The organism is Mesorhizobium sp. P2_E10 (assembly GCF_056404235.1).
In genome coordinates this window covers 35,424-48,041 of record NZ_JBFUEK010000007.1, presented here as the reverse complement: position 1 = coordinate 48,041, position 12,618 = coordinate 35,424, and the positions used below count along the sequence as shown (strand labels likewise).

11 protein-coding genes are annotated in these 12,618 nt (G+C 61.3%); 7 read left to right on the top strand and 4 right to left on the bottom strand.

Features of this window, described 5'->3' with window-relative positions; all coding sequences use genetic code 11:
- The first annotated feature begins 19 nt into the window (after positions 1 to 19).
- Positions 20 to 820 (top strand): Stf0 family sulfotransferase, encoded by an 801-nt coding sequence (locus AC1D0N_RS19505; protein ID WP_477247188.1) that lies wholly within the window; start codon positions 20 to 22, stop codon positions 818 to 820.
- Positions 821 to 829: 9 nt separating this feature from the next.
- Here the strand turns inward: AC1D0N_RS19505 and AC1D0N_RS19500 are convergent, their stop codons facing one another.
- Positions 830 to 2,032, bottom strand: a complete 1,203-nt coding sequence (locus AC1D0N_RS19500; RefSeq protein ID WP_477246704.1) for a cytochrome P450 — start codon at positions 2,030 to 2,032, stop codon at positions 830 to 832.
- Between the two features lie 219 nt (positions 2,033 to 2,251).
- Here AC1D0N_RS19500 and AC1D0N_RS19495 point away from each other — a divergent pair, with 219 nt between their 5' ends.
- Positions 2,252 to 3,145, top strand: a complete 894-nt coding sequence (locus AC1D0N_RS19495) for an Lpg1974 family pore-forming outer membrane protein (protein WP_477246702.1) — start codon at positions 2,252 to 2,254, stop codon at positions 3,143 to 3,145.
- Complete coding sequence (locus tag AC1D0N_RS19490) at positions 3,084 to 4,019, top strand: alpha/beta fold hydrolase (protein WP_477246700.1); 936 nt, start codon at positions 3,084 to 3,086, stop codon at positions 4,017 to 4,019. The genes AC1D0N_RS19495 and AC1D0N_RS19490 overlap by 62 nt, the downstream gene beginning before the upstream one ends.
- 139 nt (positions 4,020 to 4,158) lie before the next feature.
- Here the strand turns inward: AC1D0N_RS19490 and AC1D0N_RS19485 are convergent, their stop codons facing one another.
- Both AC1D0N_RS19485 and AC1D0N_RS19480 read right to left on the bottom strand, forming a co-directional pair.
- The gene (locus AC1D0N_RS19485; protein ID WP_477246698.1) at positions 4,159 to 4,902 is read right to left on the bottom strand and encodes an alanyl-tRNA editing protein; all 744 of its coding nucleotides are present in this window, start codon (positions 4,900 to 4,902) and stop codon (positions 4,159 to 4,161) included.
- Positions 4,902 to 5,936, bottom strand: a complete 1,035-nt coding sequence (locus tag AC1D0N_RS19480) for a cysteine synthase A (RefSeq protein ID WP_477246696.1) — start codon at positions 5,934 to 5,936, stop codon at positions 4,902 to 4,904. Before AC1D0N_RS19480 ends, AC1D0N_RS19485 begins: the two co-directional genes overlap by 1 nt.
- Positions 5,937 to 6,150: 214 nt before the next feature.
- Between AC1D0N_RS19480 and AC1D0N_RS19475 the strand changes: the two genes are divergently transcribed.
- Both AC1D0N_RS19475 and AC1D0N_RS19470 read left to right on the top strand, forming a co-directional pair.
- Positions 6,151 to 6,972, top strand: coding sequence for an SDR family oxidoreductase (locus AC1D0N_RS19475; RefSeq protein ID WP_477246694.1), 822 nt, complete (start codon positions 6,151 to 6,153; stop codon positions 6,970 to 6,972).
- 98 nt (positions 6,973 to 7,070) lie between these two features.
- Positions 7,071 to 8,045, top strand: a complete 975-nt coding sequence (locus AC1D0N_RS19470) for an alpha/beta hydrolase (RefSeq protein ID WP_477246692.1) — start codon at positions 7,071 to 7,073, stop codon at positions 8,043 to 8,045.
- Between the two features lie 127 nt (positions 8,046 to 8,172).
- Here AC1D0N_RS19470 and AC1D0N_RS19465 read toward each other — a convergent pair whose 3' ends face one another.
- Positions 8,173 to 9,597: a DEAD/DEAH box helicase gene (locus AC1D0N_RS19465; RefSeq protein WP_477246690.1), complete on the bottom strand. Its 1,425-nt coding sequence runs from the start codon at positions 9,595 to 9,597 to the stop codon at positions 8,173 to 8,175.
- 390 nt (positions 9,598 to 9,987) lie between these two features.
- Between AC1D0N_RS19465 and AC1D0N_RS19460 the strand changes: the two genes are divergently transcribed.
- Together AC1D0N_RS19460 and AC1D0N_RS19455 are read left to right on the top strand one after the other, a co-directional pair.
- Entirely contained in the window at positions 9,988 to 11,520 is a 1,533-nt protein-coding gene (locus AC1D0N_RS19460; RefSeq protein ID WP_477246688.1) for an acyl-CoA carboxylase subunit beta, read from the top strand.
- 15 nt (positions 11,521 to 11,535) lie between these two features.
- On the top strand, positions 11,536 to 12,597 hold the full coding sequence (locus AC1D0N_RS19455; RefSeq protein WP_477246687.1) for a M48 family metallopeptidase: 1,062 nt from the start codon (positions 11,536 to 11,538) through the stop codon (positions 12,595 to 12,597).
- The last annotated feature ends 21 nt before the right edge of the window (positions 12,598 to 12,618 follow it).

The following is a 12,618-nucleotide window of genomic DNA, read 5'->3' as shown; positions in this document are numbered from 1 at the left end:
TGGATCTGTCGTGGCGGGGATGATTCCGGAAATGCAATTCGACGATTTATACAGCAAGTTCATCGCCGAGACCTACGACCGCCAAAGCTTGGTCGAAAATCCCGCCAAGATCCTGGTTTGCACGACTCCGCGAACCGCCGGGCATTCCTATTGTCGGGTACTGCAGCAGTTCGGTCTGGGAATACCCACCGAGTATTTTCAGTGGCAGTATGCCTTGCCGCTGATGAGACGGTGGTCGCTCGACGGTACAATGGACCTTGAAAAACTCAATCAACAGGCGCCGGCCTACGGCCGCCATCTCCTGGAGAAAAGGGCTGAGAACGGCGTTTTCAGCGCCAAGATCTTCTATGAGAACCTGCCATTCGCACGCAGTTCAATCGGCGATGACGACCACAGGTCGTTCTACGTTTTCCTCTCAAGAAGAGACAAAATAGATCAGACCATCAGCCTGCTCTCGGTGCTCCACACGGGCCAGCCGTTCGACAGTCAGGAGAAGCTGCCTGGGATTCCCATGGTGACAATTTTGAGCGAGAAAGTTGTTCGAGACACCGCGCAATATATTTTCGATAGCGAAATCAGGTGGAAAAATTACCTGAACACTGTTGATCGCCGCAGGGTGGCTCATGTCTTCTACGAGGACTTTATCGCGGACCAGCAGGAAAACGCATCCGCCACAATGAGCACATGGTTCCCGGGCTTCGCGCTGAAGTCAAAACCCTTCTCGACAAGCAAGCGCTATGCGCATGATGTCGAGTTCAAGACCATGATCGGAAGGCAATTCGGGGGTTGTATCCGGCGGTTCTGGCAGGAACATGCCTGACCTTGCGCGTCATCGACGCAAAACACTGACCGAACTCCCCTCCGCCGGGCGCAGTGCCAGCGCATAATCGAACCGGATCACATCGTCGGCACGGCTGAACGCGAACTGGCGGATTACCGCGAGGACAGCCTCTTTGACTTCCAGCCGGCCAAGACGCGCGCCACCACACATGCGCGGCCCGGTTAGAAACGGAATAAAAGCCCGTCGGTCGAAGCTGTTCTCGATGAATTCCTTCCTGCTGGCGTCGAAGGTGCGTGGGTTTTCCCAGAAGGCTGGATGCTGGTGCACGCCTATGATCGACACCATGATGAGCTGCCCGGCGCGTAAGTCGCGGCCGTCGAGCGCCGTGTCGGCGCCGACTTCGCGGGTCAGAAACGGTATCGGAGGGAAATAGCGCATCGTCTCGTTGATGAAGCAGTCGGTATAGGGCGTCTCGGCCGCGTTCGCGGCAACCTCGGCATGGATGCGCTCCTGCACCTGCTGGTTGGCCCCCAGCCGATCGATTACCCAAAGTACGGTCGTTACAGTCGTCTCGACGCCGGCGAAGAAATTCATGACGAACTCCTCCACTGGCGAAAAGCCTTCAAGGTCGCGGGCCTCGCTTCTAAAGCGGTCCATCTCGGCCGCCGCCCGGGAATCCGCCATCAGCAGCGATGCGAAATCGGCAATCACCGCGCGGGCATCCTGGATAGCATTCGCGCGCTCGGCGGTCGTCGGGGTCACCCAGGAATAATATTGGAGACGCCTCAACACATCGCGCACCCTGTCGAGCAGCAAGAGTGTAGCCGCCATGTCGGGAACAAGACCGAAAGCCCGGTAAAATATCGTCATCGACGCAGCGAACAGGGCTTGCTGAATCGCAGGTAGCGTAGCGTCGGTGCCGGAAAGACTGGCAGCAAAGATTTCCGCCACGGGATGCTGCTGCGCCGGCCTGGCGGCCGCCAGGTAAACATCTTGGGTGATGGCGCGCCGGACAGACCAGTCCTCGTCGTTGGTGTTGAAGCGGCTAAACCCGAGGGCCGAGATCAGGGAGAAGTTCTTTCGGAAGAGCTCCGGCGCCTTGACGATGCCGTCGACGGCCTCCGGATTGTCGAAGACAGTCAGATTGCCGAGATCTCGGACCTTGCCATTCGGCCCCACCTCCCCGCTCTGGGCGAAAAGCGCAAAGACAAGATTGTTGAGCACGCTTTCGATTTGCGCTGGATTGTCCACCAAACCCCCTGTCAGCCGAGGCTCGGTCAGCCCTGGCGCGACGCTTACCACATCTGTCCACCGGCGCTACCGAGGCACCGTTGCAAGGCCGCAACACCACGCCGCAAAGTTGCTGGCCGGACTTGCTGCAATGTCCCGTTAGGTTATGTCTGCAATGTTGGATCTGGGGCAGGATTCTAGGCGGGGGTAAGTATGAGAGCTCGGGCACCTGGTAAATTGTTGGCGACTGTCGCGGCATCCGCTGCTTCGGTGACTTCCGCAGGCGTGGTTGCCGCACACGCGGAGGATGCGAAGGTCACAGACCCGTCGGTGATTGATTCACGCGTCAAGATCGCCTTCGAGGGCGCGTTTTATCAAAACAACGTCCACCAGGACGACAAGACCGGCGGCACCGACAAGCTTGGAAACAGCAATGGTGACTTCTCAGGTTCGATCGCGCTGACCAAGCAGATTTCTTCGGACATGGACTGGCGCCTTGCAGGCGCGTTTCACCTGGGCAAGAACCGTTCCTGGGACGTGGGTGGCCAGATAACGGGTAACGATCCTGGGTTTTTGACGATAGGCTACGGCGACGACTACAGCTTCCAGGCGTTCGATTTCGATGTCGGCAAGCACGTCAAGGTTCAGTCTGCCGATATCCGCTTCTTTGGCGGTCTGCGACTGGTGCATTCGGATGAAAGAGGTGTTCTTTCCGAAAGCTTCGCCCCGGACGATCCGGCCGACAAGGGCGGTACCTTCGACAAGATTGGATCGTCGGAATATTGGGGCATTGGCCCGCGTGTAGGCGCCGAGGCATACTACCCGCTGGGCGAAAGCTGGGGGCTGACAGGCGCGGTTTCCGGCTCCGTCATGTGGGGTCGCCGCGAAAACGGCGCTGGATTCAGATACGACTTCACAACAGGTGAACATGGCTCTGTCACGTTGGGGAGCGAGTCCGCCAACCAGACGGTCACCAATGTCGACGCCTCTGCCGGCTTGAGCTGGACGCCCCTCCAGGGCGCCACCTTTACGGCCGGGTACAAGATCGAGCAGTGGCATAATCTGCTTATCAATGCGGACAGCAGCACCCAGACCTTCCACGGGCCGTTCCTTCGCCTCGAAGTCAAGATGTGACGGCGGCGGCCGGCATCCGGTGAGCTTGGGGGCGGAGTTCGAAGCCAGGATCGCGATCAACGGCGGGGTCAAATTGCACTATACGGCGGCGGGCTCTGGCCCGCCGATCGTTTTTCTGCACGGCTTCCCGGATCACGGAATGGGCTGGCGTCGGCAGATGCAAGCGCTTTGCGGCCGCTATCGCGTGATCGCGCCGGACCTGCGGGGTTTCGGACAAAGCGATGCGCCGCAGGGCCACGGCAACTATGTGCTGACACACCTAGTCAACGACGTGCTCGCCGTTCTTGCAGCGGAAAAGCTGACCCAGGCCGCGATTGTCGGCCATGACTGGGGCGGCATCATCGCGTGGTGGCTGGCCATACGCGTGCCGCAGGTCGTGCGCCATCTCATCCTGCTGTCGACGCCGCACCCGCGCAACCATCTGCGTGCCATTGCCGATCCGGCCAATGCCGAGATCACGGGGTACATACGCCGTTTCCAGGTCCCCGGCGCGGCCCAGATGCTGAACATAGACGAACTCGCCACATGGGTTAACGATCCGCAGGACAGGCAGGCCTTGATAGACGCGCTCAGGCGATCCGATCCGGAAGCAATGCTGGGCTACTACAGGGCAAACATACCGCTTGGCAGAGTGCCCGATATCGGGCAACTGCCTCTCGTAAAGGCGCCAACCCTGGTCCTGTTCGGCACCGACGATCCCTATGTTCCAGCCAGCGCCTTTGACGGCACGTTCCGCGAGGTCGACAACGTGAGCTCACTGATAGCGTTGCCCGGCGCCGGTCATTTCATCCACCATCAGGCAGCCAAGTTCGTCACGGAGCAGATCGAAGCGTGGGTGGCGCGGCCGCCTTCCAGTTTCCGCCATCTTGCCTAATCGAGCATGATCCCGAAAAGCGGAATCCGGTTTTCGGGAAAGATCATGCTCAAACAAGAAGATAGAGCCCCATCCCGATTCCATTGGGGTGGAACAGGCTCTAGACGAGGTGTTTGCGAAAGGCCCGCTGTAGCCGGCCTTAACCCGCCGGCATCGGTCCAAAGCGTATGCGGAAGCGCCGGTTCTCGCGGCCCTTCTTTTCGATCTTGCCGATATGGATCTCGCCGACTTCGCCAGTGCTTGTCACATGCGTGCCGCCGCAAGGCTGGCTGTCGATCGAAGCATTCTCGCCAATACAGACCAGGCGGATCTTGCCGGTACCGACAGGCGGGCGGACATTCTTGGATTTCACCAGCCCGGGATTGGCTGCCAGTTCTTCGTCGGTGATCAGCCTGACAAAGATCGGATGATCGGCCCGCACCAGTTCCATCAGGCCTGCGGTCACATCCTCTTTGGTGAAACCGGCATCCGGAGCGTCGAAGTCGACACGGCTGTCATCCTCGGAAACCGAAGCGCCGGTGATCGGGAACGGGCAGACGACGGTGAGCAAATGGCAGGCGGCATGCATGCGCATCAAGAGGTGCCGCCGCTCCCAGTCGATGACGAGTTTCAGCCGCTCGCCAACGGCAGGAACCGTCTGCTCCGGGGCCGGCACATGGATGATTTCGTCCTTGGTCTCGCCGGTGATGGTGGCGGCGATGGCGATGCGGCTGCCGTCGGCGCGCTCCAGCGTACCGGTGTCACCCGGCTGGCCACCCGACGTGGCGTAGAAGATCGTACGGTCCAAAATTATGCCGCCGCGGTCGTTGACGGCGACGACCATTGCCTCAGCCGTCCTGAGATAGGCGTCGTCGCGAAACAGCGCTTCGGTCTTGTGCGCCATCACACGTCCTTCTCGAACGGCACCGAAATCGTGCTGCGCTGTTCCATCCAGCCCGGCACCGGCAAATTCTTCTCGCGCAGGAACTCTGGATTGAACAGTTTTGACTGATAGCGCGTGCCGTAGTCGCAAAGGATGGTCACGATGGTGTGGCCGGGACCCAATTCGCGGGCCAGCCTGATCGCGCCGGCAATGTTGATGCCGGTCGAGCCGCCGACGCACAGGCCCTCCTCCTGGATCAGGTCGAACACGATCGGCAGCGCCTCCTCATCCGGAACCTGGAAGGAGAAATCGGGCGTAAAGCCCTCGAGGTTGGCGGTGATCCGCCCCTGCCCGATGCCTTCGGTAATCGAGCTGCCCTCGGATTTCAGATCGCCGCTGGTGTAAAAACTGTAGAGCGCCGCGCCCAGCGGATCGGCGAGCGCAATCTTGACGTTCTTGCTCTTGGCTTTCAGCCCGGAAGCGACGCCGGCCAGTGTACCGCCGGAGCCGACCGCCGAGACGAAACCATCGACCTTGCCGCCGGTCTGGTTCCAGATCTCTTGCGCCGTGGTGCGGATATGGCCATCGCGATTGGCGACATTGTCGAACTGGTTGGCCCAGATCGCCCCGTTCGGCTCCGACCGCGCCATCTGAGCGGCCAGGCGGCCCGACAGTTTCACGTAGTTGTTCGGGTTCTTGTAGGGCACGGCGGGCACTTCGATCAGCTCGGCGCCGAGCAGTTTGATCGTGTCCTTCTTCTCCTGGCTCTGCGTATCGGGAATGACGATGACGGTGCGGTATCCCAGCGCCTTGGCGACCAGCGTCAAGCCGATGCCGGTATTCCCGGCGGTTCCCTCGACGATGACGCCACCCGGCTTCAGCAGCCCGCGCTGTTCGGCATCGCGGATGATGAACAGGCCGGCACGGTCCTTGACCGACTGGCCCGGGTTCATGAACTCGGCCTTGCCCAGTATCTCGCAGCCGGTCTCTTCCGAGGCCTTGTTGAGGCGGATCAGGGGCGTGTTGCCGATCGCGTCGATCACAGAACGGGGCATCAAGGATTCCTTATGTAGCGTGCGGCGAAACCCTAGAAACCCGAAGCTTCGGTTTCAAGGCAAGAATCGACTGGCACAGTCGCATTTCGGGCACTGCAATTTTCTGAAACAGCGGCTGCGTCCCGGCATGCATTTCAACCATGTGCCGAAAAGCGCTCTTTTCATTCAATTCCTTCGCCGCTAGAGCACTAGCAACAGTTTCGCAGGGCGCAGCATGACACTCTATCGGGCCAACCCGAAACACGGCGTCGCCTGGATCACCGGCGGCAGCAGCGGCATCGGCCGTTCCCTGGCCAAGGATCTCGCGGCGCAAGGTTACGCCGTCGCGGTGACGGCGCTTGATGACGACCCGATCGACACACTTGTTGTCGAGACGGCGCAGATGCCGGGTCGCGTCACGGCCTACCCCTGCGACGTCACCGACGAGAAGCGCATGGCCAGGACGGTCGCGGCGATCGAGAAAGATCTCGGCCCAATCGTGCTAGCCGTGTTCAACGCCGGAAATTATATCGCGACCCCCGGCGAAGACCTCGCCATCCGCGATTTCCACCGGTCTTTCGACGTCAATTACTTCGGCATCATCAACGGCCTGGTGCCGGTCATCGAACGCATGCGCGTCCGCGCCCGCGGCCATGTCGTCTTGGTCGGTTCCGTCACCGCCTATTTCGGCTGGCCGACCACGGCCGCCTATGGCGGCACCAAGGCGGCGATCAACATCCTGGCCGAATCGCTGAAATACGATTTCGACAAGATGAATGTCCGCATCCAGGTGATGAATCCGGGCTTTATCGACACGCCGCTGACGGAAAAGAACATGCTGCCGATGCCCGGACTGATGCCGGTGAACCGTGCTTCGCGGCGCATGGCCAAAGGCATCAGATCCGGCGGCTTCGAAGTCACGTTTCCGCGCCGGCTGAGCTGGGGCCTGAAGTTGCTCAGCATCCTGCCGAGGCCGTTCTGCCGATGGTTCATCAGCACCGCGACCCACTGGCAGGCGCGACCGCTCAATTACGACCGCAAGCCGCCGAGCGAATAGAGCCGTTCGTAAAATTTGGCGATCCCATCATCGGCGGGATGCCAATTGTCCGTTTGCAATCACAGCCATAGGTTGGCAAGTCTTGCGTGGAGTCTGCGATGGGGCGACGGATCGTGCTTGCGGTACTGGGCCTGCTTGTCGTCCTCGCTTTGGCCTTCGTGCTTGGCCCGCGCGTCCCCGTCGACACGACGATCCGTTTCGATCCCAAGAGGATCGGCGACGATCCGCAGGCCTATCTCGTGCGCGAAGAGGCCTCCGTGCCGGGAATTCGCGACGGGCTGGAGAAAGAGATCATCTGGGCCAATCCGATGGTTCACGCCAAAACGCCGCTGGCGATCGTCTATATCCACGGCTTTTCGGCGTCGAAGGGCGAGGTTCGTCCGCTGTCCGACGACGTCGCCGACCAGCTCGACGCCAACCTTTTCTACACCCGCCTCACCGGTCACGGACAGGACGGAGCCGCGATGACGCAAGGCAACGTCAACGCCTGGATCAACGACTATGAGGAAGCGCTCGCCATCGGCCGGGCGATCGGCGACAAGGTGATCGTCATCTGCACCTCGACCGGGGGCTCGCTGGCGGTGTGGGCTGCAACGCAGCCAGGCGCGTCTGACGGCGTTGCTGCGATTGCGTTCATTTCACCGAACTTCGGCGTCAAGGCGTCGGGCGCCGAGCTCCTGACTATGCCGTGGGGGAAACAGATCGCCCGGCTGGTCGCCGGCAAGGAGCACGCCTTCGTGCCGCGAAACGCGCTGCATGAAAAATTCTGGACCTACCGCTACCCGATCGAAGCGACCTTGCCGATGCAGGCGCTGACCGAACTTGCCTATAGAGCGCCGGTGGAGAAGGCGACCATCCCGGCTTTGTTCATTTTTTCGGATTCCGACAAGGTGGTGCGCGAAGACCGTACCCGCGAAATCGCCGGGCGCTGGGGCGGCGCCCACGAACTGGTGCCGGTCGACGACAACGGCGACCCCGACGACCACGTCATTGCCGGCGACGCGCTGTCGCCATCGACCACGGCCTTCCTGGCGCAGCGGATCGTCGTTTGGGTCGAGGCGATCACGCAGTAGCTTGTCCGCCACGTCGAAACGATGCACGTCCCGCGAAACGAAAGGGCGACCGAAGCACGCTCCGGTCGCCCTTTTTCTTTTCAGCGAAGCCAAGCCCTGAGGCTCGGTCGGTCGCAACTAGCTCTGCTTACGCAGCCCGCGCCGCGGGCCGCTTGCCGCCGAAGCGGCGCTTGTTGTTGCCCTTGAAGGGCTTGGCGCCTTCCGGCTTGCGCTCGCCGGCAAAGGCCGGCTTGTCGCCAAAGCGCGGCTTGCCGTTGCTGTGGCCACCGGGTCGCCTGCCGTCGCGACGGCCGTTACGGTCGTTGCGATCATTGGCCGGCTCGAAGCGCTCGTTCTTTTCAGCCGGATTGCGCTGCGGATCGGGGTTGCCGAGATGGTCGGCAACGATCGGCAGCTTGGTGCGGATGATGCGCTCGACCTGGCGCAGCTTGCTGTTTTCGGAAGGATCGCAAAGCGTGATCGCAATGCCGTCCATGCCGTTACGGCCAGTGCGGCCAATGCGGTGGACATAGCTTTCCGCTTCATCCGGCAGGTCGAAATTCACCACATGGCTGATGCCGGGAACGTCGATGCCGCGCGCCGCGATATCGGTCGCCACCAGAATGCGCACCGAACCCTCGCGGAAATCGTTGAGCGCCTTCTGGCGGGCATTCTGCGACTTGTTGCCATGGATGACGGCGGCCTTGAAGCCGTCGCGCTCGAGATCCTTGGTCACCCGGTCGGCGCCATGCTTGGTGCGCGAAAAGATGATGACGGACTTCATTGCCTCGTCGGCGAGCATCGTCGACAGCACCTGACGCTTCTGCTTGGTGCGGGCAAAAACAACGCCCTGGACGATCTCGGCCGCTGCCGTGCTGTGGGGAGCGACTTCGACGCGGATCGGGTTCTTCAGCAGGCCTTTCGCCAGTTCGGCGATTTCGGCCGGCATGGTGGCCGAGAACAGCACCGTCTGACGGTCCGGCGCTGTCGCCTTGGCGATGCGCTTGACGTCATTGATGAAGCCCATGTCGAGCATGCGATCGCCTTCGTCCAGCACCAGCCATTTGGTGTCGGAGAGAATGAGATCGCCCTCGCGCACCAGGTCGGTCAGGCGGCCGGGCGTGGCGATCAGGATGTCGACGCCGGGCGCAACCTTCTTCACCTGGCTGAAGCGCGAGACGCCGCCAAGCACCAGTGCGGTCGAGACATGCGCGCCCTTGGCGAGCAGCTTGATCATGTCTTCGATCTGCACGGCGAGTTCGCGGGTCGGCGCCAGGATCAGCGCACGCGCCGTCTTTGGCCGGCGCTTGGTGCCGAGCGCAATGATCTTCGACAGGATCGGCAGCGCGAACGCCGCGGTCTTGCCGGAGCCGGTCTGGGCGATACCGAAAATGTCGCGGCCTTCGAGCTGCGGCGGGATCGCCTGGGTCTGGATCGGCTTCGGCTCGGTGAAGCCGGCGGCGTGGGTGGCCTTGAGCAGCGCGCCCGTGATTCCAAGTGCTGCGAAACCGGTGAGTTCCGCAGTGTTGCCGGTCAAAGCGGTGTTACCGGCCAAAGTGTTTTCGTTGGTCAAAATAGTCTTCTTTCACGCGGCTCCTGGCCGCAAACATCGATGGCGGCAGGGCGCAACCTGCCGTCGAAAAAATTGATATGAAACGACAAGGCGGGCGGACGGTAACGTCCACTCGGCTGCGCTGTCGTGCCCGCAGGCATCATGCCACGGGGCTTTTCCGCCACCTTGCCGAACAACCGGAAAGAGGGAAAACAGACGCAACCAGTCTCATTTGTCGAGAAGGCCGGAATCTCCCGGCCCAAGCGCCTATGGGCTGCATATGGCTGAGTTCGCCCCGGAATGCAAGGGGCGTCATGCTGCAGCGCAGCAAATCGACTGCGAAAGCGGCGCTTGCGCTCGCTTGCGGGCATCATTACCACAAAACACAAGCTTTCCGTTTGGGGACCGACCATGAAGGACGTGCTGAAGGAACTCGAGCGCCGCCGCGAGATCGCCCGGATGGGCGGCGGCCAGGCTCGCATCGACGCCCAGCACAAGAAGGGCAAGCTCACCGCGCGCGAACGCATCGAAGTGTTTCTCGACGAAGGCTCGTTCGAGGAGTTCGACATGTATGTCGAACATCGTTCGACGGATTTCGGCATGGAGAAGACGAAAATTGCCGGCGATGGCGTCGTCACCGGCTGGGGCACGGTCAACGGCCGCCCGGTCTACCTCTTCGCCAAGGACTTTACCGTGTTCGGCGGCTCGCTCTCCGAGGCCCACGCCGAAAAGGTCATCAAGGTGCAGGAGATGGCGCTGCGCAACCGCGCGCCGATCATCGGCCTTTACGACGCCGGCGGCGCCCGCATCCAGGAAGGCGTGGCGGCGCTTGGCGGCTACGCCGAGATTTTTCAGCGCAATGTTCTGGCGTCCGGCGTCATCCCGCAGATCTCGCTCATAATGGGCCCTTGCGCCGGCGGTGACGTCTATTCACCTGCCATGACCGACTTCATCTTCATGGTCCGCGACACCTCCTACATGTTCGTCACCGGGCCGGATGTGGTGAAGACCGTCACCAACGAGACGGTGACCGCCGAGAGCCTCGGCGGCGCTTCCGTGCACACGACCAAATCCTCGATCGCCGACGGCGCCTATGACAACGATGTCGAGGCGCTGCTGCAGATGCGCCGGCTGGTCGACCTGCTGCCAGCCTCCAACACGTCTGAACTGCCCGAGATCGAGTGCTACCAGTCGGTCACCGATCACGACCTGTCGCTCGACCGGCTGATCCCCGACAACGCCAACAAACCCTACGACATCAAGGAGCTGATCCTGAAGGTCGCCGACGAAGGCGACTTCTTCGAGATCCAGCAAAACTTTGCCAAAAACATCGTCACCGGTTTTGGCCGCATCGAGGGCCGCACCGTCGGCTTCGTCGCCAACCAGCCAATGGTGCTGGCCGGCGTGCTCGATTCCGATGCTAGCCGCAAGGCCGCGCGCTTCGTGCGCTTCTGCGACTGCTTTTCGATTCCCCTCGTCACCTTCGTCGACGTCCCCGGCTTCCTGCCCGGCACGGCGCAGGAATATGGCGGCCTGATCAAGCATGGCGCCAAGCTCTTGTTTGCCTATGCCGAAGCGACCGTGCCGAAGATCACCGTCATCACCAGAAAGGCCTATGGCGGCGCCTATGACGTGATGGCCTCAAAGCATCTGCGCGGCGACATGAACTACGCCTGGCCGACAGCGCAGATCGCGGTGATGGGCGCCAGGGGCGCGGTCGAGATCATCTACCGCAAGGACATTGGCGATGCCGAAAAGATCGCAGCCCATACAAAGGCTTACGAGGATCGCTTCCTGTCGCCCTTCGTCGCCGCCGAGCGCGGCTATGTCGACGAGGTGATCATGCCGCATTCGACCCGCCGCCGCATCGCGCGGGCGCTGCGCATGCTGCGCAACAAGGACATGCAGAACCCCTGGAAGAAGCACGACAACATTCCGCTGTGATTCTGAATGTCGCGAATGATCATCATCGCGGGGCGGCGGTTTGGCAGGTTTGCAGTCCTGTTTTTCGTTGTCCCCGCTGCCATCATTTTTTGCGTCTGGATGACTCTCCTCGATAGCCATCCGATCTGGTTTATCGTCAGTGGCTTTGTCGCTATGCCGATCGCGACCACCGCGGCGGCCTTTCTATTCGGCACATTGTTTGCCGGTTTTCGGCGCAGCAGGGTCAAGGGTGTGAGCAGAGCGGAGGCTCCTGGGCTTTGGGACCAGTGGGAGAAGGTCGCCGGCTCGCGCAGGGCCGCGCGCACGGTGATCACGCTGGAGGACAACTTAAACGCCAGTGTGCGGGAAGAACGCACGCTTCTCGGTCTCCTCGGCCGTCGACTGTTTTTGACGGTCGGCATCCCCCTGCTCGCGGTGACCGACGAAAGTGCTCTTGCGGCAATTCTTGCCCATGAAGACGCACATGTGCGTAACAAGGACACGAATGGCGGCCTCAACCTTGCCGAGTTCGAGAACAGTTTCGGGTTCGTGTTCGAATACGCACCTCCGGGAACGACGATCTCAGGCAGCCTCCTTCACGCTGCAATCGGTTGGCTGTCGAAATCGTTTGAGCGGGAGGATATCCGGCTGTCCCGCGAAGCAGAGATCAAGGCGGATCGTCATGCTGCATCCTCTGGCAATGCTGAACAAGCCGCACGCGCCCTATTGCTTGTTGCCGCGGCCGACGTTCACTTCAAGGAAAAGGTTTATGATCCACTGCGCCGGGAATTGATGGGAGCAATGCGTCCACCACGCCCCCCACTCGACCGCCTTCTGGAGATGGCTGGGCAGTTGTCGGAACACTCTTGCCTGAGTGTTTGTGTCCAGAGGGCGTGGGAACGTCCCGACGACGAAAAATCGACCCATCCATCATGGGCACAGAGGCTGACGGCACTTGGGTATGCAGAAGTGCCCGACGTCCAGCCGATAGCCGTAACGGCACTTTCGACGCTGCTGAGCCCGGACGCAGCCGAACGACACATTGCGGACTTCAACAAGACGTGGACTGGGCAGATGGAAGACTACCTTCAACGCTAAACCAGCGGCCACTTAGGGAGC